General features: G+C 71.2%; 13 protein-coding genes. 6 read left to right on the top strand and 7 right to left on the bottom strand.

The features are described 5' to 3' along the window. Nucleotides 1-504: 504 nt before the first annotated feature. From ABD481_RS38860 to ABD481_RS38850, 3 genes are all read left to right on the top strand, one after another. Entirely contained in the window at nt 505-768 is a 264-nt protein-coding gene (locus tag ABD481_RS38860; protein WP_344670887.1) for a hypothetical protein, read from the top strand. A gap of 18 nt (nt 769-786) precedes the next feature. Next, a complete protein-coding gene (locus tag ABD481_RS38855) occupies nt 787-2,664 on the top strand; it encodes a serine/threonine-protein kinase (RefSeq protein ID WP_344670886.1) in 1,878 nt (625 codons plus the stop codon). A gap of 309 nt (nt 2,665-2,973) precedes the next feature. After that, a complete protein-coding gene (locus tag ABD481_RS38850) occupies nt 2,974-3,435 on the top strand; it encodes a hypothetical protein (RefSeq protein ID WP_344670885.1) in 462 nt (153 codons plus the stop codon). Between the two features lie 64 nt (nt 3,436-3,499). Here the strand turns inward: ABD481_RS38850 and ABD481_RS38845 are convergent, their stop codons facing one another. Genes ABD481_RS38845 through ABD481_RS38815 form a run of 7 tightly spaced genes read right to left on the bottom strand, consistent with a single transcriptional unit; the run spans nt 3,500 to nt 20,833 of the window. Then, nucleotides 3,500-5,656 (bottom strand): SWIM zinc finger family protein, encoded by a 2,157-nt coding sequence (locus ABD481_RS38845; RefSeq protein ID WP_344670884.1) that lies wholly within the window; start codon nt 5,654-5,656, stop codon nt 3,500-3,502. After that, on the bottom strand, nt 5,653-6,792 hold the full coding sequence (locus ABD481_RS38840) for a VWA domain-containing protein (protein WP_344670914.1): 1,140 nt from the start codon (nt 6,790-6,792) through the stop codon (nt 5,653-5,655). Before ABD481_RS38840 ends, ABD481_RS38845 begins: the two co-directional genes overlap by 4 nt. Nucleotides 6,793-6,842: 50 nt before the next feature. Beyond that, nucleotides 6,843-9,266 (bottom strand): DUF5682 family protein, encoded by a 2,424-nt coding sequence (locus ABD481_RS38835; protein WP_344670913.1) that lies wholly within the window; start codon nt 9,264-9,266, stop codon nt 6,843-6,845. A gap of 8 nt (nt 9,267-9,274) precedes the next feature. Next, nucleotides 9,275-10,387: an ATP-binding protein gene (locus ABD481_RS38830; protein ID WP_344670883.1), complete on the bottom strand. Its 1,113-nt coding sequence runs from the start codon at nt 10,385-10,387 to the stop codon at nt 9,275-9,277. Further along, the gene (locus ABD481_RS38825; RefSeq protein WP_344670882.1) at nt 10,384-13,791 is read right to left on the bottom strand and encodes a DUF4132 domain-containing protein; all 3,408 of its coding nucleotides are present in this window, start codon (nt 13,789-13,791) and stop codon (nt 10,384-10,386) included. The genes ABD481_RS38830 and ABD481_RS38825 overlap by 4 nt, the downstream gene beginning before the upstream one ends. Before the next feature lie 14 nt (nt 13,792-13,805). After that, nucleotides 13,806-17,345 (bottom strand): DUF4132 domain-containing protein, encoded by a 3,540-nt coding sequence (locus ABD481_RS38820; protein ID WP_344670881.1) that lies wholly within the window; start codon nt 17,343-17,345, stop codon nt 13,806-13,808. After that, nucleotides 17,342-20,833: a DUF4132 domain-containing protein gene (locus ABD481_RS38815; RefSeq protein ID WP_344670880.1), complete on the bottom strand. Its 3,492-nt coding sequence runs from the start codon at nt 20,831-20,833 to the stop codon at nt 17,342-17,344. Before ABD481_RS38815 ends, ABD481_RS38820 begins: the two co-directional genes overlap by 4 nt. 305 nt (nt 20,834-21,138) lie before the next feature. Between ABD481_RS38815 and ABD481_RS38810 the strand changes: the two genes are divergently transcribed. The 3 genes from ABD481_RS38810 to ABD481_RS38800 all read left to right on the top strand — a co-directional run bounded on the left by ABD481_RS38810 (nt 21,139) and on the right by ABD481_RS38800 (nt 25,289). Beyond that, a complete protein-coding gene (locus ABD481_RS38810) occupies nt 21,139-23,394 on the top strand; it encodes a putative bifunctional diguanylate cyclase/phosphodiesterase (RefSeq protein WP_344670879.1) in 2,256 nt (751 codons plus the stop codon). After that, nucleotides 23,394-24,713: an aminotransferase class I/II-fold pyridoxal phosphate-dependent enzyme gene (locus ABD481_RS38805; RefSeq protein WP_344670878.1), complete on the top strand. Its 1,320-nt coding sequence runs from the start codon at nt 23,394-23,396 to the stop codon at nt 24,711-24,713. The genes ABD481_RS38810 and ABD481_RS38805 overlap by 1 nt, the downstream gene beginning before the upstream one ends. A 90-nt stretch (nt 24,714-24,803) precedes the next feature. After that, complete coding sequence (locus ABD481_RS38800) at nt 24,804-25,289, top strand: MgtC/SapB family protein (protein WP_344670877.1); 486 nt, start codon at nt 24,804-24,806, stop codon at nt 25,287-25,289. The last annotated feature ends 157 nt before the right edge of the window (nt 25,290-25,446 follow it).

The raw sequence follows: 25,446 nt of genomic DNA, 5'->3' as shown, positions 1-25,446 counted from the left end.
TTGGTCGTAGAGCTGCCGCCGCGCGGGCAGGCTGTGTTGTGCAGAGGCCGGGGCCCGTGCGCCAACACGGGCCCCACCGGATCGCCTGGACCAACAGACGTGGGCTCCGGGCCGTGCCGCGACTGAGGCAGCAGGGTCATTCATCATTGAATGCTCTGATGACCAACGGCGCAAGATGACGGGATCCGCCGCGAAATCCACTCCTGAGGGGGATTCCTCGAGTTCACGGCGGGTGGTGCGTCCGGTTCGGCGGATGTTCGCAATTGATGACGGACGCCGCCGGACAACACCGGACAGCGTCGGAACGCGGCGGATGATTCCAGACGGGCAACCTGAAGTCTCAATAAAAGCCCTGGTCGCGGAGTGGACTGGAACGCGTTCTGTTGCCGATGATGCTGTGTACGGGCTCTGACGCGGAGAAACAGCGGTCGGCGCCAAACGACCGTCCGCGGTGGGCCCGTTCTCCAATCGTCCTGGACCAACAAACGCCTTCAAGGAGCAGCCATGGGCACCAGTCCCGTCCTCCCAGCCCACTCTCGGCTTTCGTCGGTGGAGTGCGCCGGCACCATCCCCTGGTCACGGCGCCAGGAAGCATCGGTCGTCGTCGTCATCGTCGTGTTGGCCGCGGTCTGCACCATGGTCGTCAACGGCTACGGCCCGTCCGCGGTCGGAACCACGCTTGCGGCTGTCGGCGCCCTGTTGACGCAGGTGCTGCGCCGTACAGCGGCGGTCGGCCAGTCAGAGCTTGACGAGCTCTCCGCCGAGTAGCACGGGGAAGCCCTGGCGATGGGTCGCTCTGAGAGCCCGATCATCGCGCACGGACCGCTGGCGGACTTCGCCAGCGGTCTGCGTGAGCTGCGCGACACGGCAGGCCGGCCGACATACAAGGAACTCGGGGAACGGACCAACTACGCCCCGACGGCGCTGTCGACGGCGGCCAACGGTAAGAAGCTTCCGAGTTGGGACGTCACCGTGGCCTTCGTACGCGCGTGCGGCGGCGACGAGCAGTCGTGGCTTACTCGCTGGGACGAGGTACGCCGCTCGATGAGTGCCGAGGGGGCTCTGCCTGTCCCGAGAACGACGCGGTCCTCGATCGAGCGGAGGTTCGCCAGGGCGGAGCCTGCCGGTGCCCAGGATGTGTCGGAGTTCGTGGCGCAGATGCGCCGGCTCCGTATCGAGGCGGGCAAGCCCACGCTCAGCGAGCTGGACCGCCGGGCCCGGGAAGCCGGACGACGCCTTCCGACCAGCACGCTCAGCGACGCTTTGAAGGGCGGGCGGTTGCCGAGCTGGCCGGTGGTGCACGCGTTCGTGCTGGCGTGTGGTGGCTCGTCCGGTATCGATGACTGGGAAGACGCGTGGAAGCGGGTCGCGATGGCGGAGGATTGTGCCGACTCGCAGACCGGCCTGTACTCGGACCGCCGCCCCAAGTCCGGCCCCCGCAACCAGGTGCCGATCCCGCCGTATCCCGCACCCCCGACCGCCGACCCTCCGACTGGTCCTCGTAGCTACTCCCCGGCTGCCATGGAGCCGGAGGGCGTGGTGGTCGCGGGCGGCGCGCCGGCGTCGTTGAAGTTCGCTGTCCGGTCGCATGTGGACGGGCCGCGCGTGGGTGATCCCAGCCGTGTCGGGCCGTACAAGATCTTGGGAAGGATCGGCAGCGGCGGCATGGGTGTCGTCTACCTGGCCGAATCGCCCGGCCGCAGACGCGTTGCGGTCAAGTGCATCCACTCAGATCTGGCTGCGAACGCAGAGTTCCGCCGCCGTTTCGCGCAGGAGGTTGATGCTGCACGCCGAGTCGGCGGGTTCCACGCCGTGCAGGTGATCGACGCGGACCCGAGCGGAGACCCGCCGTGGCTGGCGACTGCCTACATTCCAGGGCCGTCGCTGGCGGACGCGATCTCCCAGGTGGGCCCCATGTCGGAGCCGGCACTGCGTCTGCTTGGCGCCGGACTGGCCGAAGCCCTGGTCGCCATTCACGCCGCCGGCCTGGCCCACCGCGATCTGAAGCCGTCGAACGTGCTGCTCGCCGATGACGGCCCGCGCGTCATCGACTTCGGCGTTTCCCGCGCATTCAACGACGGCAGCCTGAGAACGGCCACCGGCGTGGTCATCGGCACGCCGCAGTTCATGGCGCCGGAGCAGATCATAGGTTCCGAGTCGGGAGCGGCCGGCGACGTCTTCAGCCTCGGACTGGTGCTCTGCGAGGCAGCAGGCTGCGCTCCGTTCGGCAACGGCTCTGCCCAGTCTCTCCTCCTCCGGGCAATACACACGGAACCGGATCTGGCCGCGGTCCCACCGGGCATGCGCCGAATGATCGCGGCCTGCCTGCAGAAGGATCCGACGCGCCGGCCGACTCCGTCCGAACTCATCGCCCAATGGGGTACGGACTCCCTGGCTGAGACCCCGGACCCACGCCACTGGTGGCCGATACCCCAGGAGGACGCGGTCACGATGAACCAGCCACCGCTCCTCCCCCCGGTCGCCTCGGAGTACGCCCCCACGATGATTCTGCCGCTTCCGATACTGGCGGCCATGGATGAGCCCGGCGCGACGACCACACTGCCGACGGTGTCGGTGCGGGACGTCGCGGACGACGAGCGGTCGCGGACGCTGTCGGTTGTGCGGCGGCTGCTTCACCGGACTTCGAAGGGGCAGGCTGAGTGAGTGAGTGAGTGAGTCGGGCTGATCGGCGCGGCGTGGGCACGATTGGAGCGCTGCTCGGTCGCAGTGCTCACCTAGCCCGATATATCCGATTTCTAGCTCTTTAGAGTTAATGCGACACCTCAATGCTTTGACTCGGCGTATTCGTGGGCTGCAATAGAGCCGCCCAATGCGCGAGACGACCTCTCGACGTGGGACGCGAGCACGGCGGGAGACACGGTGGTCACACGGATCTCGAAGGTAGTACGTCTGCAGTTGTCACTTGGGATCGTCGTAGCAGTCGCGGGTTGCGGATCTGCGAAGCACGACGCGATGTCGGCTGCCGTCAGCGCGAACGCGTCGCCTTCGGCGGTCTCGGTGGCAGATGCCGAAACGGCGGCGATCGCTGCGTACCAGGGCATGTGGATCGACATGTCGAAGGCTGCGGAGACGGCGAACTGGCAGGACCCCGCGCTCGGATCCCACGCTGCGGACAGCGCGCTCGCTGAGTTGGTGAAAATCCTGAAGTCGGACGACCAGCAAGGCGCTGTTCTCAAGGGCGGCCCGCCTGTGATGCATCCAGACGTCGATACAGCTCTACCGCTATCAAGTCCCACCGTCGTCACTGTGTCCGACTGCCTCGGATCCCAGCACTGGCTGCTTTACCGCAAATCCACCGGAGCGCTGTGGGATGACAAGCCGGGCGGCAACCGCACTGTCACCGCGCAGGTCATTCAGAGCCAAGGCACGTGGAAGGTGAACTCCTTCACCGCCGGCGACTTGGGCACCTGCTGACGTCAAGAGCCGCATTCGCACTCTGCGCCGCTTTGCTGGTTTCCGACACCCCAACCACCCACACTCACCGCCGCTCCGCCGTCGTGATCAGTCGGATCGCGGCGTTCGACCATGCGTCGAAGGCGGCTCGGCCGGGGTTGGGGCCGAGGGTTGCGCTCAGGGTGTGGAGGTCGGTGGCGGAGTGGGAGAGGCCGGTGGTGGCGAGGGTGTGGGCGGTGGTGGTCAGGCGGGTGGTGAAGGTGGGTGGGAGGTGGCGGGCGCCGCGGTGGGTGGTTTCGGCGAGGAGGGTGAGGGCGGATTCCAGGGCGGTGGTGAGGGGGTCGGGGGTGGGGGTGGTCGCGGCGGTGAGGTCTGTGGTGCCGGAGCCGGGGGTGAGGTCGGGGACGATGACGCGGCCGGTGGCGACCACGGCGATCGGGGTGAGGACGAGGCCGCCTCGGGCGCGGCGGACGGTGGCCGAGATGAAGCGGGGGTTCTGGGTCAGGGCTTCGGCCAGGGCGTCGAGGGCGGCGGGGGCGACGGCGCGGTGCTCGGCGGCGAGTTCGGCGGTGCCGCCGGCGGCGCCGTGGACGGTCGCGGTCAGGGTCTGGCTGCCGGGGTGGTAGCCGAGGTCGGTGACCTGGGTCAGCTCGATCACGCGGACGTCCTCGGCGTCGACGCGGGGGCGGATCAGGCGCGGCGGCAGGCGGTCGAACTCGGCGGCCAGGGCGTCGAGGTCGCGGGCCAGCAGGGCCGGGGGCAGGTGGTCCCAGGCGCCGCCGGACTGGCTGACGGTGGAGCGGGCGATGCGGTTCACGGCCAGGCGCAGGCGGCGGTCGGCGCGGCGGTACGCGGTCTCGGTCACGACGTTGCCGCCGGCCAGGGTGCCCACGGTGCTGCCGGCCAGCCGGTGGCCGGCCAGGTCGGCGCCGAGGGCGGGGCCGGGGTAGCGGTTCTCCAGGGTGAGGACGATGCCGGCCGCCGGGTCGGCCAGGAACACCAGGACCCTGCGATCGTCGCCGATCGCCTGCACCCGGCAGCCGAGTGCGGTCAGCCGCAGCCGGCGCAGCGCCACCTCGGCGGCCTCCCCGGTGCCCAGCACCCGCGAGCGCGGCTGCCCCTTCGCCGTGGCCGCCGCCCGCGAGCGGGCCACCAGCTCGGCCAGCAGGTCCGCGACGAGTTCCGGACGATGCCGCGCGGCCCGCTCGCCGTGCGCGGCGATCTGGTCGGCGAGGTCGTCGGCGGCGAGCAGCGGCCACCGCAGCCCGGCGGCGTCCAGGTCGCGGCGGACGCGGGCCAGGCGGGGCGTGAATCCGGCGCCCAGATTCGCGACCCCGTTGAGGAAGACGTCGACGGCGAGATCCGTGACGCTGGCGAGCGGGTCGGAGGACGGGGTGGAGGACGGAGAGGAGGATGAGGAGGAGTCGGAGGACGGGGAGGAAGAGTGGCCGACAGGCAGGTCGATAGGTCGATCGGCAGTTGGGTCGGCAGGTAGATCGGCAGGTAGGTCAACGGCGCTCGCCCCAGGCCGATCGGCCTCGCTCGCACCGCCCACCGCGAAGTGCCCGTCCCCCAACTCGGCGGCCCGCTCACTCCACACCCGCCATGCCCACACGGCCAGCGCGATCGCGTCCTTGTCGTCGCGGGCGTCGCTGCGCGCGTAGGCCAAGTCCCGTGGCACCAGGAACCGCACCGAACAGTTCGGCAGCTCCACCCACGGCACCGGTTCCTCGGCCGTCGCCACATGGACCCGCGCCAAGTACCCGGTGGCCAGACGACGCTTGGCCGACGCTATGGATCGCTTCCCTAGCAACGCTTCCAAGGCGGCGTCGGCGAAATCGCCCGGCGACCACTCCTCGACTGCCTCCGCGCCGGACGAGCCCGAGGCGGAGCAAGCAGCCTGATATGCCAACACCACGGCCACCACATGCCGACAGGCCCCCGCCGCCCCGCAACTGCACTCCGCGGCTTCGAGACCGCCCGGCGGCAGCAGGCACATCACGCCATCGGGAAACTTCCCCTGCACCACACCGCCGGCGACCCCGCCCTCGCCAGTCCCAGCCCCAGCCCCAGCCCCAGCCCCGCCATCACCATCGCCACCCACACCCCCACCACCGACAACCGGCCCACTCCCGCCCGCGACCTCCTTCGCAGCCCGCTTATACAACCCGCGATTCGTCAACGACACCAACGCATCCTCGGTCAGCGCCAGCAGATCGGCCCGCGTCCCCGGCCCGCTCACCCGTTCACCGCCTCCGCCACGAACGCCGCCAGCTCCCCCGGCGTCATCGCCCCCACGTACGCCCCCAGGTCGGCGAGCCGCTGCCCCATCTCCCGGTCGTAGGCCGGCGCGGCCTCCTCGTCGAGCGCGCACAGCGCCAGTACCCGGCTGCCCTGTTCGACCAGCGCCTTCACGCCGCGCACCATCCCGGCCGGGCTGACGCCTTCGTAGAGGTCCGAGATCAGGACCACGATGCTCCGGCGCGGGTTCTCGACCAGGTCGGCCGCGTAGCGGATGGCCTGAGCGATGTCCGTCCCGCCGCCGAGCTGCACCTTCATCAGCAGGTCCACCGGGTCCGCCACATCCTGCGTCAGGTCCACCACCGAGGTGTCGAACGCCACCAGGTGCGTCCGCACCCCCGGCAGCCCCCACAGGCAGGCCGCGGTCACCGCGGAGTGGATCACCGACGACAGCATCGACCCGGACTGGTCGACCAGCAGGATCACCTGCCAGCTGTCGACCCGGCGCCGGGTCCGGGTGAAGAAGTGCGCGTGCTCCAGGTAGAGCTTGCGCTCCTCCGGCTGGTAGTGCCCGAGGTTCCCGCGCAGCGTCCGCTTCACGTCGAAGTTCCGCGCCAGCCGGACCTGCGACGGCCGCCGCAGCCGGGTCCCGGAGAACGCGTGGCGCACCTCGGTCGCCAGCCGCCGCATCAGCTCCTCGACCACCGCCGCGACCAGCTTGCGGGCCAGCTCCAGCACCTTCGGGTCCATCAGGTGCTTGGTCCGCAGCACGGCCTTCAGCAGCGCCGGGCTCGGCTCCACCCGCTCCAGCACCCGCGGGTCGGTCACCAAGTCATGGATCTGATACCGGTCGACGGCGTCCCGGGTCAGCCGCTCCACGGTCTCCTTCGGGAACAGCTTGGTGATGCCCTCCAGCCAGTCGACGGTGGTCAGGAACGAGTCCCCGGCGCCGCCGTGGCGGTCGGCGGAGTCGCCGCTCCGGTCCCCGCCCCGACCCCCGCCCAGGGCCCCGCCCTTGCGGACGCCGCGCTGCGCCAGCTCCTCGTCGCGGCCGTAGAGCCACTGCATCGCCGCGTCCCGCTGCCGGTCCTCGGCGCCGAGCTCGGAGTAGTGCGACGCCGGCGCGCCGAGAATCATCCGCCAGCGCTCCAGCGCCCGCGCGGGCTCAGGGTCCTGCGGAACCGCGTTCACGAGACCAGTCCCTCCCGCTCCAAAACCGCCTGGACATGGCTGTCCAGCTCATGACCCCGCGCCAGCGCCATCGGATCGGCGACGCGCTCGCGCAGCAGCGCGCGCCCGGAGTCGTCGAAGCCGTGCCGCCGCGCCATCTGCCCGGCGATCGTCTCGCGCTCCCGGGGCGGGAAGAACCCGAACGCCTGCCGCAGCGCGGGCAGCGCCACGAGCAGGTCGCGATCGGTCATCGACCGCACCAGTTCGTCGACCACCGCCAGCACCGAGGCGTCCTCCAGGCACTGCTCCCGGGCCAGCGCGAACAGCCCGGCCAGCCAGTCGCCCAGGGTCGTCGCGCCGCCCGCCGCGCGGATCGTGCGCTCGGCCTCCGGCGGCGGCGTGCCCAGCGACCAGCCGAAGCCGAAGGCCGCGCCGCGCAGGTCCGGTGGTGTCATGGCGCCGGCGGCGATGCGGCCCATCACGGCGGTCGCGCGCGCCGCGTCCAGTTCCAGCTTCGCGGCCGCGTAGCGGACGGCATCCCGGACGGCGCGCACCGCCGCGATCCGCCGCGGCTGCATCGGCGCCGGCCCGCCGCCCCGCACGGATTCCAGCAGCCACAACAGCCGGTCGACGGCCGCGACGATCACCGTGCCGAGCGTCGCCGACTGCTCGGCGTCCAGCAGCCGGTCGTGCCGCCACAGCCCGAGCACCGCCGTGAGCACGGATCCGAGCGCTTCCGCGTCGCCGCCGGCGGCGACCGACGCGGCGAGCCCGCCGAGCACCTGCTCCGACAGATCCTCGATCCCGCACAGCACGGCGTCGAACAGCGCGCGGGCCGCCGCATCCAGGCTCTGCCGCTCCAGCACCCGCTCGCCGATCACGGCCCGCGCGGCCAGTTCCACCGTCGGGCCGTGGCCGCCGGCCTCGATCAGCGCGGACAGCCGGTCCTGGTGCTCCTGGATCTCCCACCGCTCGACGAAGGTGCTGTCCTCGACCGACGGATCGGGCCCGGACAGCCGCTCGTAGCCGGGGATCCGCAGCACCCTGAGTCGATGCAGCAGGCGGCTTCCGTCGCGCTGCGCCGGGACGGTCAGGTCCAGCTCGACGGTGCCCGGGGCAGTCAGGCCGTGCCGTTCCAGCTCCGCTTCGGCGTCGTGCACCAGCGGCGGCATCGGCGTATCAGGGTGCAGACGGCCGACGCGGTCGCCGGACAGCGCCGCGACCATCTCGACGACCGCCGGATGGGTCCCCACCGCCAGTCCGCCGCGCCCGGTCCACGGCAGCGGCCGGTCCAGCGCCTCCCCGACCAGCGCCGACACCAGGCCGTCGAGCAGGTCGGCCCGCGCCGGGTGCCGGTGGCCGCGCACCGCCGCCAGGCCCTCGCCGGTCACCCGCGCCGCGATCAGGTCCGCCGTCGAGACATGCTGCCGACGGGCCCGCAGCCGTTCCACGACCTCGCCGGTGAGCGCTCCGGCCGCGCCGCGCGGGCCCAGTTCCCACAGCCGCTGGTAGTAGGCCGGGGACGGCATGCCGGACTGGTAGCCGTCGAAAGCGTCCAGGCGCCGGAAGGAGTACGGGACCAGGTAGCTGACCGCGGTCGTGTCCGGGTCCGGCGCCGGGACCTCTGGCCACGGCGCGGCGCCGCCGTCCTGATCGGAGAGATCGGAGAGATCAGAGAGCTCGGAGACCTTGGCGGACTTGGAGACCTTGGCGGACTTGGCGGACTTGGCGGACTTGGCGGACTCGAAGAACTCTGCGACCCGCCGCAACAGCGCCGGGCGATGGAACCCGCCGCAGACGACGAGCACCGGCCGGTCCGGCGCATCCCGCATCGCGGCGACGATCCACCGCGCCATGTACTCCTCGCGCACCTCGTCGGTCGACAGCTCGGGCGATGCGTCGTCGTCATCGGAGACGGAGTCCAGACCGGCATCCACCGCGGTTCGGATCAAATCAAAGTAGGTATTCAGCCTCTCCCCGAGCTCCGCCGCCGGCACGTCCCCGGCGTCGATCTCGGCCAGGTGGTCCCACAGCGTGTCCGAGTTGTCCATGCCGAGCGTGCGGCACAGTCCGTCCACAGCCTGTGTGTAACGGCGTTCGGCGTCGGCGTACCGGTTGGTCTGCCGGGCGAACGCCGGATGCCAGGCCGGCAGGTCGATGAACCGCACCTCGGCGCCGGCCCGCGCGCCCTCGGTCAGCGCGATCCACTCCGGCGAATAGTCGCAGAACGGCGACCACGAGGCCTGCGACGCCATCCCGCGCCGCGCCGAGGTGAACACCGCGATCGGCAGCTCGTGGCCCAGCAGGAACTCGCCGAGCCGCGCGTTGACGTCAGCCGGGCCCTCGATCAGCACGTGCGCGGGCCGCAGCCGCTCGATCGCCTCGCGCACCAGTCCCGCGCACGCCGGGCTGTGGTGCCGGACCCCGACCACGGTCAGCATCGGCGGGCTCACCCGGGCAGCAGGTGCCGGGCGCCGTAGAACTCCTGCCACTGCGCCCCCTTGCGGCGCCCCGCGTGCTGCTCCAGATAGGTCCGCAGCCGGGCCAGGTCCTCGGCGTTGTCCTTGGCCGCGGTCCCGGCCAGGCATTCCACGATGTCCGAGGCGCTGCCCGCGTCGCCGCGCAGGAACCAGCCCCGCAGCCCCACGGCGTGCGCCACCGACACCGCCTCGGCGGTGCTCATCACCGAGGACAGCCGCTCCATCGCGTCGCCGCGCTCGGTCCGGCCCTCCCGCAGCTCGCGGAACGCGGTGACGAGCACCTCCAGCACGTCGCGCCGGGGCGGCACGGTCACCCCCGAGCCCTGGAGCAGATGCGCGGCCTCCTGCTCGACCAGGCCCAGCTCGGTCTCGAAGTCGGTGATCGCGAACACGGTCTCGAAGTTGAACCGCCGCTTCAGCGCCGCGCTCATCTCGTTCACGCCGCGGTCGCGGGTGTTCGCGGTCGCGATGACGTTGAACCCCTCGCGGGCGAAGACCAGCGCTTCCTCGCCGCTGAGCTCCGGAACGGCCAGCACCCGGTCGGACAGCGGCGAGAGCAGGCAGTCCTGCACCTCCAGCGGGCACCGGGTGATCTCCTCGAACCGCACCACGCGGCCCTCGCTCATGCCGCGCAGCAGCGGCGCCGGCACCAGCGACTTCGTCGACGGGCCGTCGGCGACCAGCAGCGCGTAGTTCCACGAGTACTTGATCTGGTCCTCGGTGGTGGCCGCGCCGCCCTGGATGGTCAGCGTCGAGTCGCCGCTGACCGCCGCCGCCAGCAGCTCCGACAGCAGCGACTTCGCGGTGCCGGGCTCGCCGACGAGCATCAGGCCTCTGCTGGTGGCCAGCGACACCAGGGCGCGGTCGATCAGCGAGGGGTCGCCGACGAACTTGCGGCTGATGCCCGCGGCCTCGTCGCCGAGGATGAACCGGCGGGCCGCGCGCAGGCTCAGCGCCCAGCCCGGGGGCCGCTCGCCGGTGTCGGCGGCGCGCAGGCGCGCGAGCTCGTCGGCGTAGCGGACCTCGGCGGACGGACGCTGGACCCGCTTGCCGTCGGAGGCGGCGGCCTTCTCACTGCTCATCGCGCGGTCCCCCCGGTCATGCCGGTCAGATCGGTCACCTCGGTCAGATCGCGGAGGATCTCGGATGCGGTCACGGGGTCCAGTGTGCCGAACGGATCGCAGGCCCCGTCCCGAGGGAACCAGTCGCCGACACCGTCGCGGGCGATCCACACGTCCGTCAGCTCCTGCGGGCCGGAGTCGGCGATGCCGCCGACGTCGATGCCGGGTTCGATGTTGGCGACCAGCGCGCGCCCGTCGGGCAGCGGCCGCAGCACGAAGACCTCGACGCCGTTGTCCCAGGCCTCACCGCGCCGCCAGCCGCGCCGGGTCAGGCCGACGAGCTTGCCGACCGGGATGTCGACGCCGCGGAACCGGGACAGGTTCAGGGTTTCGCGCTCGGCGTCGGTCAGCGTGTGGGTCTCGCGGCCGAGCTGGGCGAAGGGTTGCAGGATCTCGTAGTCGGCCAGCACGTCGGACCAGCGCGGGATCAGCTCGGCGAACTCCAGCGGGTGCACCAGGCCGACCGTGGCGATGTCGGGCTCGAACGGCTCGTCGTCGAGGTCCGCGAAGGTCAGGTCCTCGGCGATCCGGAACGTGGCGAGCAGCGTGCCGTCGGCGTCGTAGCTGCCCCACACCAGGCGCCGGACGAGGTGGCGGACCAGAGGATGCGCCACGAAATAGGAGCAGAAGTCCAGCAGCGTCCAGCGCCGCCGCAGGCACATCGCCCGCTCCAGCCGCGCGATCTGGTCCCCGGTCTCGGACCGCGCTTCCTTCTTCAGCGCCGAGAAAGCGTCGGTGGCGGCCTTGGCGAGTTCGGGGTCGTCCTTCACACCAGGCTTCGGCAGGGTCTTGAGACGCTGGCCGGCCTCGTCCCGCACATACGGCTTCAGCAGCTCGTCGAAGCCCACGACGAACTTCCGGGGCCCGAAGTCGAGCGTCAGCGTGCCGTCCGGGTCCAGGCCGAGGTCCGGAACCAGCTGGTCGCCGAGCTGTTCGGCGGTGCGGCCCAGCCCTTCGGCGATCGCGGCGATCTTCTCGCCGGCACTGTCCTTCAGCGCCGTGAACTTCACCCGCTGGGAGATCCGGTACAGCGCCCGCATCGCGTGGTCGCCGCCGATCGCGGCGAGCACGTCCAGGCCGGCGACGGCGCGGGCGTGCCCGTTCTCGCCGGGCCAGGCGCGGATCAGCGGCTCCAGACGCCGCACGATGTCGTAGTCGCCGAACCAGCGCAGGCTGTCGAGGACCCAGCCCTGCGCGCTGGGGCAGCCGGCGAGCCGCCAGTTCTCGACCAGCGCCCAGCAGAACTCGCGCAGCGAGATGTCGTCGCAGGTCTCGCGCACGATGTCCAGACCGGGATACGGCGTCTCCGGCTTGGAGATCGACAGCATCTGCACGACGTGGCGGACGGCCTCCGGCGGCAGCGCCGAGGTGTGGCCCAAGCTCGCGAGCTGCGGCAGGGCAAAGGGCTCGGCCCAGTGCGGCAGCGCGGGCATCGTCTTCGGGACGTCCTCGGTGCCGTCGGCCTCAATCAGGGTCCTGACGGCGTCGGCCGCCTTGTCGCCGTAGGTCTTCGCGGCGATCGCGGCGATTGCGACGACCTCGGCGTGGCCGCGCGCGTCGAGCCACCGCAATGTCTCGATGGCGGCCCGCCGGTCCTTGCCGGGCTTGCCCACCGCGGCCGGGATCAGCTGTTCGGCGGCGTACTCGGGATGGCGGGCCAGCCACCGCGCCGCGGCCGCCCGCAGGCTCTTAGTACGACTGAAGGCATCGGCCATGAGCACGGCCGTCCCCGGGCTGCGGAACGGGGCGAGCAGCTCCAACCGGTCGGCGGGCCGGAGCCGGTCGGTGATCGGCAGCGCGAGCAGCTCGAAGCGGGCCAGGTAGACCAGGCCCCAGCTCTCCGCCCCCGTCGTATTGTTCGGCTGCCATCCGGACTCCAGCAACGGCAGGATCACCTCGTCGGCGGCCCGGCAGGCGAACCGCGGGAGGTTGACAGGGCCCGGATACGCCTTGCCTTGGGCAAACAGGGCCGCCAGCGTCGCGTCATCGGCCTCGCCCTGGTATCGGCGTTCGTGGAGCGGCGTGGCGGCCCAGCGCTCGCGCTCGCCCTCGGCCCAGACGACGGAGGCGCCGTCCGGGGCGGTCAGGCCTTGGACGACAACTGGCTTGGCCGGCGCGGCCCGGTTCCGCCACGGCGGCGAGACCAGGATCGGCGGGAGCGGGTCGGTTTCGGCATCCCGTTCGGGCAGGTCCCGCGCCGGCTCCAGCGCGGCCTCCAACCGGAATCGCGCCGTCGGGTCCAGGGCGGGGAGCACAGCCCGGGCCGCATCCTGGTGTGCGTTGGCCACGAGCCGAAGCGCCAGGGTCACGTGCTGGGACCACAGTGCCGAGTCCTCGGACCCTCCGCTCTGCGCGGCCGGATCGGTCTCGGCGAGCACCCGCAGTGTCGCCTGCGGGAACCGGTCCCCGGCGGCCAGCACCGTGGCCTGCCCATCCTTGGTGGCGATCCGCTCGATCAGGGCTCGTATAGCGCCGTCGCTGCCGAGTTCGCTGATCAACGCCAGCAGGCGCGGGCGCGCATCCTTGTAGTGGTGGCCGTCGTCGAGCCAGCCCACCAGCACCGGAAGCGCCTCCGCGCCGACCGACGCCAGCAACGTCTCCAGCGGCCCGGCGTGCCGGGGCCAGTCCAGCCACCGCTGGTGCCGCGCGAACTCCTCGACCTGCCGGCCCTCGGTGATCGCCGAGACCAGCAGATAGCAGGTCAGGTCCTGCTTGTAGTGGCCGGGCGGGATGAGTTCGGCGAGGTCGGCATCGACCCAGTCGACACGTTCCCGGAACAGGAACGACGTCAGCGCGCGCTGCGCTCGCGCGCCGCCGCGATACTCCTGCGCGATCTCCTGGACTTCGAGGTATTCGGCCTCTGACACACCGGCCAACAGCTCCAGCAGCCGCCGCGCGAACAGCCAGAGATCCGGGACCCACAGCTCCTCGACGATGCCTCGGACAAAGCCTTGCTTATGCTGGCTTCCTCCGCTCTGGAACCAGGTCGCGTGCACGTCGTAGAGCTCGGCCAGGGCGCGGAAGGCGTAGCCGGGGCCGCGTCCCAGGACCCAGGATTCGACATAGCCGAGCCGCAGTCGCCGGTCGACCCCGCTCGCCGCCTGGACGAGCGTGGTCGACAGCGCGGTCTGGAGCGGCGAGGCCTGGGCCGGATCGCCGAATCCGGGGCGGCGGATCTGGGCCAGCAACGCGGTGTCCGAGCTTGAGCCGGCCAATGCCGCCTCGCGGAACGCGTGCGCTTGGAGCAGCGCGTCGTGCTGCCGCTGGAGATACACCTCCAGGGCTTCGGCGGGCGGGACGTAGGCGTTCTCCTCGCCCCGCCACCGGATCACCTCGTCCCGCATTCGCGCGGGCAGAACGAACATCTCGTCGGCACCTCTCATCGCGGGATCAGCGCGTCCAGGTCGTACAGGACCACCGACGCCGTGCCCGCGTCCAGCTCGCCGAGCAGCAGCGAGTGCCGCTCGAACGACGGGGACTCGCCGGTCACGCTGAGCCAGGTCCGGGTGAAGTGCTGGTACTCGGACAGCTCCGGGGAGCCGGCGACGAGGCCCGGAGCGAACTCGGCGACGACGAACCGGTCGTCGCCGACCGGCCGCAGGATCGTCGACCACTTCGCGCCGTCGCCGACCGGGCCGCGGATCCAGCCGCGCTCCTCCAGCCCGACGATCCGGAGCGGGGCGATCTGGACGCTGTCGAAGGGTTCGAACTCGCGGCCCGCGCGCTCCTCCGGGGACAGGGCCAGCATCGGCGACCCCAGCTGTTCGAAGGGCTGCAGGATCTCGTAGTCGGCGAACACCTCGGACCACTCCCCCAGCCCGGCGCCGAGGTCCATGGCGTGCGCGATGCCGAGGACGGCGCCCTCGGGGAACTCGTAGTGCGCGTCGTGGACGTCGGCGTAGCTGAGGTCCTCGGCGACCCGGAAGGAGCCGAGCAGCCCGCCGTCCTCGCCGTAGACGCCCCAGACCAGGCGGCGGGTGATGGGCCGCAGCAGCGGATGCCGGACCAGGTGGGCCGCGAAGTCCGCGGGCTGCCAGCGGCGCCGCTGGACCATGGCCCGGTCCAGCCGCTTGATCTGGTCGGCGGCCACCGTGCGGGCCGTCTTCTTCAGCTCGGTGAAGTCCTTGTGGGCCGCGCCGGCCAGGTCCTGGTCGTCCTTCACGCCGGGCTTCGGCAGGGTTTTGACCACCTTGCCGGTCTGGTCCAGGACCCGGGGCCGCAGCAGCTCGTCGAATCCGACGGTGAAGTGGCGCGGGCCATAGTCCAGGCGCAGTGTGCCGTCGGCGCCGAGCCCGAAGTCCGGGACCACGCGGTCGGCGAGCTGGTCCGCGGACAGGTCGAGTCCCTCGGCGACGTCCTCGAACCGCTGACGGGCGCGTTTGCGCAGGGCGGTGGGCCGCCCCTTCTCGGCGAGGGCGTGCAGCTGGGACAACGCGCGGTCGCCGCCGATCGTCGCCAGCGTGGCCAGTATGTCGTAACTCGGCTGGAGCCGGCCGTCCGCGGCCCACTCGCGGATCAGCACCACCAGCCGATCCACGACGACGTCGTCGCCGAGCAGCCCGAGAGCGTGGAACGCCCAGTTCTCCTTGGCCGGCGACCCGGCCTGCTCCCAGTTGACGAACAGCGACCACGCGAACTCGCCGAGCGAGGCCGCGTCGCAGAACTCTTTGACGATGTCCAGGCCCGGATAGGGGTTGCCGGGCTTGGAGATGGCGAGCATCTCCAGGACGGCCTGGACCGCGCTCAGCGGCAGCGGTGCCCCGCCGTCCTGACCGGATCCCGCGGCGCCGGCCAGGATCGGCGCGAGCACGGCGGCGCGGGCCCAGATCGGCGGCGTCGGCATGGTGCGCGGATAGGCACCGAGCCCGTCGTCGGCCAGCATCTCCTTGGCGGCCAGGCCGACCTCCTCGCCGTAGGCCCGCACCGCGACCGCGGCCACGTCGGTGCCGGCCGCCTCGATCAGGCGCAGCGCGACGACGGCGTTCTGGCGGGCCCGGCCGCGCTTGCCGAGCGCCGTCGGCAGCAGGCAGCGCGCCGCGGCCTCGGGATGGCGCCGGAGCCAGGTGACGGCCAGGCCGCGCACCGAGCGCAGCCGGCCCAGGCCGTCGATCATGAACGCCGCGATCTCCGGGTTCACGAACGGCTGGAGCAGCCGGGCCTTGTGCGCCGGGCGGTTCGGCAGGCCCATGACCGCCGGGACCGCCAGCTGCTCGTAGCGTGCCACGAACAGCTCCGCGCGCTCGTCGGCCCGCTGCAACTGCGGGGTCCAGGCGGCCAGCAGCGGACGCACCAGTTCCTCGGGTCCGTAGGCGGCGAAGTAGGAGACGAAGTGGTTGGTGGCCTGGAGCGGATCGGGGACGATACGCCCGGCCCACGTCTTCCAGCCTTCTTCCGGCTCCCAGCCGGAGCCGTGCCGCGCCAGGTGGCGCTCCCGTTCGCCGGGCAGCCAGGCGACCTCGGTGTCCGGCGGGGCGACCAGCCCTTCCACCACGACCGGCGTGGTCGGCTTGCGCTTGCGGTCCCGCCACGGCGGCGCGGCGAGCAGCTCGGGCAGGTCCTCCGCCGGCAGGTCCCCGGGGGACGGCGCGGACTCCCGGTCCAGGATCGCTTCGACCCGGCGGGCCGCGGGTCCGTCCAGGTAGGGCAGGGTGGCGCGGGTGAAGTCGGGATCTTCGAGGGCTGCCATGGTCAGGACGTGGGTCACGTCCTGCGTCGGCTCGGCGGCCGCCAGCACCCGCAGCGCGCGGTGCGGGAACCGCTTGGTCGCGGCGTGCAGCTGCGGCAGGACCGCCGGCTGCCCGATCCGCTCGACGAGCGCCGCCATGGCCTCGTCGCGGGGCACGCGGGCGATCAGGTCGGCGATCCGCTGCTGGACCGGCGAGGCGCCGCCGCGGGCCGGGGTCTTCGTGGGCTGATACCCGTCGTACCAGGCGAGCAGGAACGGCAGCGCCTCGGCGCCGGCGGCCTTGAGGTAGGTCAGCTCGATGTCGAGGTCGCCGCTCCAGAACCAGGCCGGGCCGCCGCGGATCAGCTCGCCGACGGCGGCGGCCTGCTCGGGAGTGGTGACGGAGGGCAGCAGCGCGGTGGCCCGCACCCGGCCGTCGGCCGCGGCCTGGATGTCGGCCCAGAGCCAGTCCTCGCGGTCGGGGAACAGGAACGTGGTCAGGGCCCGGCGGAGGCCGGAGGGGTCGTCCTCGCGCAGCCGCGCGGCGGTGCGCAGCGCGGCGGCGTGCTCCTGGTCGGAGGCGGAGCGGACCAGCTCCAGCAGCCGCAGGGCCGCGTCCCAGTTGGCGAACAGGTGCGGCGGGCTCTCCAGCCGGGTGAGGGGGCGGTCGAAGGCGTGGGTCGGCCGCAGGTGGCAGTACTCGGCGAAGGCCTCGATGGCGTAGCCGAGGCCGCGCACGGACTCCCAGACCGGGACAGCCTGCCGGACGTCGAAGGGCGGGCAGCCGCTGAGGCAGATCTCCAGAACGGCCGCGCCGAGCGGGCTGAGCGGCCCGAGTTCGGCGAGGTCGGCGAGGTCGACGTCCGCGAGCTGCGCCACCAGGTCCGGGGCGCTCTCCGGGGCGGCGAGGGACTCCTCGATCCAGTGGTGCCAGGCCTGCACGGCCTCGCGGCGCCGCTCGATGATGCCGAGGACGGCGCCGGGGTGGGTCTTGCGCGGCAGGGAGGCCGAGCGGTGGCGGGCGATGACGGCGCCGAGGTAGGGGGTGGGGAGTTCGAAGACGGATTCCGGGTCCGGGGCGGATCGGGTCGATGGCGTGCGGGATGTTGCTGCGCCGGGCGTTGCTGTGCGGGACGTTGCTGTGCGAGGCGTTGCTGCGCCGGGGGTTGCTGTGCGGGACGTTGCTGTGCCGGGCGTTGTTGTGCCAGGCGTTGCTGTGCGGGCCGCCGAGCCGCTGTTCGCCGTGGTGCTCACGGGGCCGTCACCTCGGTCAGGTCACGCAGCACTTCCGAAGCGGTCACCGGGTCCAGCACCGAGAACGGCGTGCCGGACCGGTGGCGGATGTTCCAGTAGCCGTGGTGGCCGTTCCGGGGCTCGCCGACCCACACCGCCTTGAACTGCTGGAGATCGGCCGGGTTGACCCAGCCGACGCTGAATCCGGGGTCGAGATCGACCACCAGCCTGCGGCCGTCGGAGAGCTCGCGCAGCAGGTGGCCCTGCCAGCCGGCGTCGGCGGGATCGCTGCGGTGCCAGCCGCGGCGCTCCATGCTGAGGATGCGTCCGGAGAGCACCTTCTGCCCGTCGAACCGCTCCAGCGTCGTGGCCGCGGCCTCCTCGGGGGTCAGGGCGAACACCGTGCGGCCGAGCTGGTCGAAGGGTTGCAGGATCACGTAGTCGAGGAACAGCTCCGACCAGCGCGGCAGGTCCTCGGCCAGGTCCACCGGGTGCGCCACGCCGATCACGGCGTCGTCGGGGAGGGTGTACGCCTCGTCGTCGACGTCGGCGAGGCTGAGGTCCTCGGCCACCCGGAACGCGGTGGCCGCGCTACTGGTTCTGAAATCGGCCCACACAAGGCGGCGCACCACATGCCGCAGCAGCGGATGGCCGACCAGGTAGTCCTCGAACTCGGCCTTGGTCCACCGGCGCCGGTCCACCATCGCGCGCTCCAGGCGCACTATCTGGTCGACGGCCAGAGTCCGGACGTCCTTCTTCAGGCCCGCGAACCGCTGGTACGCGGCCGGGGCCAGCTCGGCGTCGTCCTTGGCGTTCGGCTTCGGCAGGGTCCTGAGCCGCTTGCCGGCCTGGTCGACCACGCCCGGCTTGAGCTGCTCGTCGAAGAACACGGTGAAGCGCCGCGGGCCGTAGTCCAGCTCCAGCGCACCGTCCTCGTCCAGGCCGAGGACCGGGACCAGCCGGTCGGCGAGCTGCTCGGGGGTCAGGCGCAGGTCGTCGGCGATGGCGGTCATCCGGGCCCGCGCGGCGTCCTTCAGACCCTTGAACTTGGCCTTCTGGGAGATGCCGTGCAGGTGGATGAGCGCGGTGTCGCCGCCGATCGCGGCGAGCACGTCGAGCCCGGTGACGGCGCGGGCGTGCCCGCCCTGCCCCGGCCAGGCCCGGATCAGCACGGACAGCCGGCGCACGGTGTCGTCGTCGCCGAACCAGCGCAGGACGTCGAAGCCGAACGCCTGCTTGGCCGGGTGATCGGCGCCCTGCCAGTTCTCGAACAGGCCCCAGGCGAAGGCCGCGAGCGAGTCGGCGTCGCAGAGCTCTTTGACGGTCGCCAGGCCCGGGTACAGCGCGTCGGGACGGGAGACGCTGAGCATCCGCACGACGGTCCGGGTCGCGTCCGGCGGCAGCGCCAGCTCGCGGCCGGTCAGCAGCAGCTGCGGCAGGACCGACGGCTCGGCCCAGGTCGGCAGCTCCGGCATGGCCTTGGGGAGCGCGGCGAGCAGCGGGTCCACGGCCAGCAGCCCGGCGATCCCGGACTCGGCGTCCGCGCCGTACCCGGCGGCGGCCGCGCGGACCTCGGCCTCGAAGCCCTCGCCGGCCAGGAACCGGAGCGCGGTCTCGGCCGCCTGGCGGGCCTTTCCGGCCTTGCCGAGGGCCGCCGGGACCAGGGCCCGCGCGGCGACGCCGGGGTGGCGGCGCAGCCAGGTCTGGGCGACCGGGCGGACCGACTTCAGGCGGGCGTTCCAGTCGGCGACCAGCGGCGCGACCTCGGAGCAGGCGAACGGCAGCACCAGTTCGGCGTTGTCGGCCACCGCCGTGCTGTTGGTGACGGCGTTGAGGACGGCGGGCAGCGCGTCCAGGCCGAACTTCGCCACGGCGGGCCGGGCCCAGCCCCGGGCGTCCCACGGGCTGCCGTTCACCGCCAGGCCCAGCGCGGTCCGGGCGACGTCCTCGGGGCCGCGCACGACGGCCCAGCCGAGCAGCCGCCAGTTCAGGCGGTTGCGGAGTTCGCGCAGGATCTTGTCCCACTGCGTGTCGCCGGCCCCGGAGTCCCGGCGCAGGTTGTCGAGGAGCCAGTACTCGCGCTCGGCGTCGTCCGCCCAGACCACGCCGCGCTCCACCGGCGCGGTCAGGTCCTTGAGGACCACCGGCTTCCCGGTCGTCCGCTCGCGCTCCCACGGTGGCGAGACCAGCAGCTCCGGGAGCGACGCGGGGTCGGCGCAGGGCAGGGGCGCGGCGGCGCGCAGCAGCTTCTCGACCCGGCCGCGGGCCTCCAGGCTCAGCGTCGGGGCAAGCTCGCGGGCGAGGTCCTGGTGGGCGACGACGTGCAGGCGCAGGATCCGCTCGGCGGCGGCGCGGGGCGCGGGGAGTTCCGGCAGTTCCTCGGCGAGCAGGCGGATGCCGCGTTCTGGGAAGCGCGCCGCAGCGTCCAGCAGCACAGCGGCGGCGCCGCGGGTGTCGAACATCGCGAGCTGGGCCCGCATCGCCTCGTCGGAGTCCAGGCCGGCCAGGACGCGCTGGAGGCGGGTCTTCTCCTCGGCGTCCCAGGTGTTGTCGATCCACTCCAGCAGCGCCGGGACCATCTCGGTGCCGAGCGTGGCGAAGGCGGTGGCGGTCGCGGCCGCGCTCTCCCGGAGCGTGGTCGAGTGCAGGTTCTTCGCGAAGATCCGGGCCTGATCGCGGTTGCTGAGCGCGCCGAGCAGGAACCAGATGCCGATCGTTCCGACGAGCTGCAGGCGCACTTTCGTCCGGACGTGGCCGACCGCTTCGTCGACGAGGTCGGTGTTCTCCGGGAAGAGGAAACAGACTGCGGCGCTCTGGCGCGGGAGCAGGTCGGTGCGCGCGGTGAGGGCTTGGAACACCGCTTCGTGGTCGGCGTCGGCGGCGCTGACGAGGTGGCGGCGCACGCGCGCGACGATGTCGAACCGCTGGTCCTGATGGCCCGAGCTGAGCGAGCCTTCGAGGCGGCGCAGCGCGACGGTGTCGTTGGTCCGGTGCAGCCGGGAGATCGTCAGGCCGGTGAGTTCGACGGCGGCCTCGGCGGCGAAGGGCAGGCCGCGGGCGGCGGACCAGGCGTCGACGAAGGATTCGGGGTCGAGCTTCTTGGGCTCGTCGAAGAGGATCGCGGCGGCGGCGATGGCGGCTTGCCGGGCGGTGCGGGTGGCGGGGTCGGCGAGCTGCGGCTGCGAGGCGGTCGCGACCAGGGTTTCGTCGGCGCCGCCGTGGTGGAGGGCGGTGTCGAGGGTGGGGCGGGCGGCGGCGAGGAGGCGCTCGAAGGTGGCGGCGGCTTCGGGGTGGGTGAGTGGGGGCTCGGTGAATTCTGAAGCTGCTGTTGCGTTTAGGGAGGTTGTTACGTCTGAAGGGTTTGATGCGGTTGATGCGGTTGATGCGGTTGATGCGGTTGGGGTAAGGAGGGTTGCGCCGTCGCGTCGCGGCACCACCAGCGACCGCAGGGTGAACCGCCGGTCGAACAGAACCGCGGCAGCCGTCACCGGATCCAGGACGTTCCCCACAAGCCCTCCCAAGCCTCGCCCGTCCAAGTGGTCACGACTGTAGCGAGACAAGCCGACAGAGGACGGTTCGAGCGGTGGGCGGGACGATCACGCTCTGACGGCCGACTGACCGCTGGACGGTCATTGGCGCGATCATTCGCTGATCACCGGCTGATCAGTAGCTGATCGGTTGCCGATCACTGGCCGATCGGCCGGTGAGCAGGCGTCGACCGGCGACCTGTCACGCGCTGTGGCGGCACCGAGCCGTCATCCGGCCGCCGTCCCCGAGTTGCTGACCCGTTCGGGTGCATGATCCCCTCGAATTTATGGCGCTTCGGTTCGCGGCATTCATGGCGCTGTGGACCGTTTTCTATTACTCGGTTCCCAGTTGGCACCTGTTGACCTGGACCGTTATCGGTCTGGGCGGCGTCGGCGCCGTACTGTTCGGCGTGCGCCGGTACCGGCCGCAGGCCCCGACGGCGTGGTTCCTGCTGGCCGGCGCGATGGTGACGCTGGTCAGCGGCGACACGTCGTACAACCTGCTGACCGACGTCTTCGGGCAGACCGAGCCGTTCCCTTCGATCGCCGACGCGATCTACCTGACCACGTATCCGCTGGCGGCCGGCGGCGTGCTGGTCATGGTGCGGCGGCGGAGTCCGATGCGGGACCGCGCGGCGCTGATCGACGCGATCATCCTGACCACGGCAGCCGCACTGCTGCTGTGGGTCTACATCATCACCCCGACGGTGGCCGACCAGGACAACTCGTGGTTCGCCAACGCCGTGTCCATCGCCTATCCGCTCGGGGACGTGATGCTGCTGGCGGTGGCGGCGCGGCTGACCACCGCCGGCGGCCTGCGCGGGCCGGCCATCCGGCTGCTGCTGGTCGGCGTGCTCGGCCTGACCGCCTCCGACGTCGCGTACGCGCTGGTCCGGCTCTACGGGACCTGGCACGTCGGATCGGCGGCGGATTTGGGCTGGGTGGTCTTCTACGTCTCCTGGGGCGCCGCCGCGCTGTCGCCGTCGATGACCAGCCTGACCGAGCCGGTGCCGCGCACGCGGCGCAGCACCAAATGGCGGGTGCTGCCGCTGGCGGCGGCGGCGCTGGTGGCCCCGACGGTGCTGATGATCGAGTCGCTGGAGGCCAACCTGCGGGACGGCCCGGTGATCGCGGTGGTCTCGGCGGTGATGTTCCTGCTGGTGCTGTGGCGTCTGGCGCTGGCCAGCCAGGAGACCCGGGAGCAGGACAACCGGGCGCACACGCGAGCGATGGTCCGCGAGCTGAAGCACCGCGCGTACCGGGATCCGCTGACCGGACTGGGCAACCGATTGCGGTTCCAGGAGCGCGCGGAGCGGGCGTTGTCCCGGGCCTGGGACTGCGGAGGGGTGGCGGCGATGCTGCTGATCGACCTGGACAACTTCAAAGAGGTGAACGACACCCAGGGCCACCGCACGGGCGACGAGTTGTTGAAGGCGGCCGCGCAGCGGCTGGCCGGCGCGGTGCGGCCGGGTGATCTGCCGGTGCGGCTCGGCGGGGACGAGTTCGCGGTGCTGTTGTCCGACGGCGCCACGGAGCAGGCGGCGGTGACGCTGGCCGAACGGCTGGTCGACGTGCTGGCCGAGCCGTTCCGGCTGTCCGGGGCGCCGGTGCCGGTGCGGGCCAGTATCGGGGTGGCGACCAGCCCGGGCGGGGTCGGTGGCACCGAGGAGGTGCTGTTCCGCAACGCGGACCTGGCGCTCTACGCGGCCAAGGCTGACGGCAAGGGGACGTGGCGGCTGTTCGAGCACGGGCTGTACGACGCGGCGCTTCAGCGGATGGCGCTGCGGACCGGGTTGGATCGGGCGTTGGCGAACGGCGAGTTCGAGCTGCACTATCAGCCGATCGTGGAGCTCCAGGGGCCGCCGCGGGTGGCCGGCTACGAGGCGCTGGTGCGGTGGCGGCATCCGCAGCTGGGGTTGTTGTCGCCGGCCGCGTTCGTGCCGCTGGCGGAGGAGACGGGGCAGATCGGGCCGATCGGAACGTGGATATTGCGGACGGCGGTGGCGGACGCGGCGTCGGCGGGGTTCGGGTACGTCTCGGTCAATGTCTCGGCGAGCCAGTTCAGCGGTGGTGGGTTCGTGGAAACGGTGCGGGGCGCGCTGAGCGATGCCGGGCTGTCGCCGGACCGGTTGGTGGTGGAGATCACCGAGACAGTGTTCTTGCATGAGGCGTCGGCGGACGCGTTGGCAGATCTGGAGACGTTGTCGCTGCTGGGGGTGCGGATCGCGATCGACGACTTCGGGACGGGTTACTCGTCGATCGGGTACTTGCGGGACGTGCAGTTCGATCTGATCAAGGCGGACAAGACGTTCGTGGACCGGATCGTGGATCTGGCGGAGCACGAGCGGTTGTTGCGGGGGATCGTGCACGTCGCCGGGACCATGGGGATCACCGTGGTCGCGGAGGGGGTTGAGACGGTGGCGCAGCGGGATCTGCTGCGTGACATGGGCTGCGCTTATGCGCAGGGGTTCTTGTACTCGCCGGCTGTGCCTTTGGGGCAGACGGGTGAGGTGCGGGCCGTGATCGAGAAGGGAGACGACTGATGGTGTCGACGACCTGGAGTGATGGTGGTGATGGCGATGGTGGCTGCGGCAGTGGTGGTGGTGGGAAGGAAGGCGAGAAGGAGGAGCGGCGTGAGCGGCAGGAGCGGCATGAGGTGTGGGCCGAGCTGGCGCGGTTGAGGGATAAGACGCCGTTCTACGATGCGGTGATCGATGAGCAGGATCAGCGGGAGCCGCGGCGGATCAGGATCGGGGACAAGTGGCTGGCCGACTTCGCGTCGTGCAACTACTTGGGGTTCGACGTGGACCCGGAGATCATGGCGGCGCCGGCGGAGCTGATCGCGAAGTGGGGGACGCATCCGAGCTGGTCGCGGCTGCTGGGGAATCCGAAGCCTTATATCGAGATCGAGGAGCAGCTGACGGAGCTGTTGCAGGCGCCGGACACGCTGGTGCTGCCGACGATCACGCATATCCATATGACGGTGATCCCGGTGCTGGCCGGGAAGGGGACGGTGTTCTGCGAGGCGCAGGCGCATCGGACTATCTACGACGGCAGTTCGGTGGCGCGGGGGAACGGCGCGACGCTGCACCGGTGGCGGGCGACGGATTTGGGGGCGCTGGCGGTGGCGTTGCGGGAGGCGCCGAGGGATCGGCCGCGGGTGGTTTGTATGGATGGGATCAACAGTATGACGGGGAACGAGCCGGGGTTGGCGGCTATTGCTGATATTTGCCGGGCTGAGGGTGCTTTGCTGTATGTGGATGATGCGCATGGGTTTGGGGTTATTGGGGAGCGGGGGGAGGCGGAGACTTCGCCGTATGGGAGTTTGGGGAACAGTGTGGTGCGGCATCTGGGGGAGAGTTATGAGGGGTTGGTGTTGGTTGGGGGATTTTCGAAGGCTTATTCGTCGTTGTTGGCGTTTTTGGCGTTGCCGAGTCAGTTGAAGGAGTATTTGAAGTTCGCGGCGGCGCCGTATTTGTATTCGGGGCCGTCGCCGACGGCGTCGTTGGCGACGGTGTTGGCGGGGTTGAGGGTGAATCGGGAGCGGGGGGAGGAGATCCGGGGTGGGTTGTGGCGGAAGACGGCGCGGGTGATTGATCATGTGAGGAAGTTGGGGGTGGAGACGCCGAATCGGAGTGGGTTTCCGATCATTGAGTTGCCGGCGCGGGAGGCGTCGGATATTGAGGAGATTGCGAAGGTTTTGTGGGAGCGGGGGATTTATGTGACGTTGGCGGCTTATCCGTTGGTGCCGCGGGATCAGGCGGGGTTTCGGATACAGGTGACGGCGGCTAATACGGAGGAGGAGATTGAGGAGTTGAATGCGGTTATTACGGAGTTGGCGCCGTTGTTGCGGAGGAGTTAGAGGGTGGGAGCTTTGTGGAGAGTTAGAGAGTTAGAGAGTTAGAGGGCTGATATGGATTGGGAGAGTCTGGCGCAGCTGGGGCGGTTGTCGGTGGCGTTCTTGTTGACGTACGCGTTGGGGTTCGAGCGGGATCTGCGAGGGTCGCCGGCCGGGGATCGTACGTTCTCGCTGATTGGGGTGGGGAGCGCGATCATCGCGACGTTGGCGAAGGATGGCGGGGCGCCGAACGCATTGGCGGGGGTCGTGACGGGGGTGGGGTTCATTGGGGCGGGGGTCGTGTTCCGGCCGAGTTTGACGTTGCCGACGAGGCTCCACATGGTGGAGGACACGGTGAAGGGGTTGACGACGGCGGCGACGATTTTTGCGGCGGCGGCGGTGGGGGCGGCTTGTGGGTTTGGGAGGTTGTTGTTGGGGGTTGGGGGGACGGGGTTGGTGTTGTTGGCTTTGGAGGTGCGGCATATACCGGTTTTGAAGTTTGCTGATGGGAGGCGGTGGGCTTCGCGGTTTAGGAATGATGAGGCGGTGCCGGTGCCGGGGGTGGGGTCGGTGGAGGGGGTGGGGGAGGAATCTTCGTGATTAGAGTCAAAATCCAGTCAAAAGCTGGGTAAAGCAGGCGCTTCCAGCGGGGGCCTCGGATCCCTCGGGGAACTGGCGCCGGCTCCATAGGTCGGTACATTCAGGGCCCTGCGCTGGCGGTTGGTGAGGTGGGGGTTCGTTCCCCTCGGTCACGTCG

The sequence above is a fragment of the Catenulispora yoronensis genome, assembly GCF_039531695.1.
GTDB lineage: Bacteria > Actinomycetota > Actinomycetes > Streptomycetales > Catenulisporaceae > Catenulispora > Catenulispora yoronensis.
Note: the sequence above shows the minus strand (reverse complement) of the source record. Positions and strands in the feature narration are given on the sequence as shown.

Bases quoted from the DNA above. Each gene is read 5' to 3' on its own strand.
- ABD481_RS38830 (WP_344670883.1), bottom strand. From the start codon at position 10,387: ATGAGCAGTGAGAAGGCCGCCGCCTCCGACGGCAAGCGGGTCCAGCGT.
- ABD481_RS38810 (WP_344670879.1), top strand. From the start codon at position 21,139: ATGGCGCTTCGGTTCGCGGCATTCATGGCGCTGTGGACCGTTTTCTAT.
- ABD481_RS38840 (WP_344670914.1), bottom strand. From the start codon at position 6,792: ATGATTCTCGGCGCGCCGGCGTCGCACTACTCCGAGCTCGGCGCCGAG.
- ABD481_RS38860 (WP_344670887.1), top strand. From the start codon at position 505: ATGGGCACCAGTCCCGTCCTCCCAGCCCACTCTCGGCTTTCGTCGGTG.
- ABD481_RS38825 (WP_344670882.1), bottom strand. From the start codon at position 13,791: ATGTTCGTTCTGCCCGCGCGAATGCGGGACGAGGTGATCCGGTGGCGG.
- ABD481_RS38805 (WP_344670878.1), top strand. From the start codon at position 23,394: ATGGTGTCGACGACCTGGAGTGATGGTGGTGATGGCGATGGTGGCTGC.
- ABD481_RS38835 (WP_344670913.1), bottom strand. From the start codon at position 9,266: ATGCTGACCGTGGTCGGGGTCCGGCACCACAGCCCGGCGTGCGCGGGA.
- ABD481_RS38850 (WP_344670885.1), top strand. From the start codon at position 2,974: ATGTCGGCTGCCGTCAGCGCGAACGCGTCGCCTTCGGCGGTCTCGGTG.
- ABD481_RS38855 (WP_344670886.1), top strand. From the start codon at position 787: ATGGGTCGCTCTGAGAGCCCGATCATCGCGCACGGACCGCTGGCGGAC.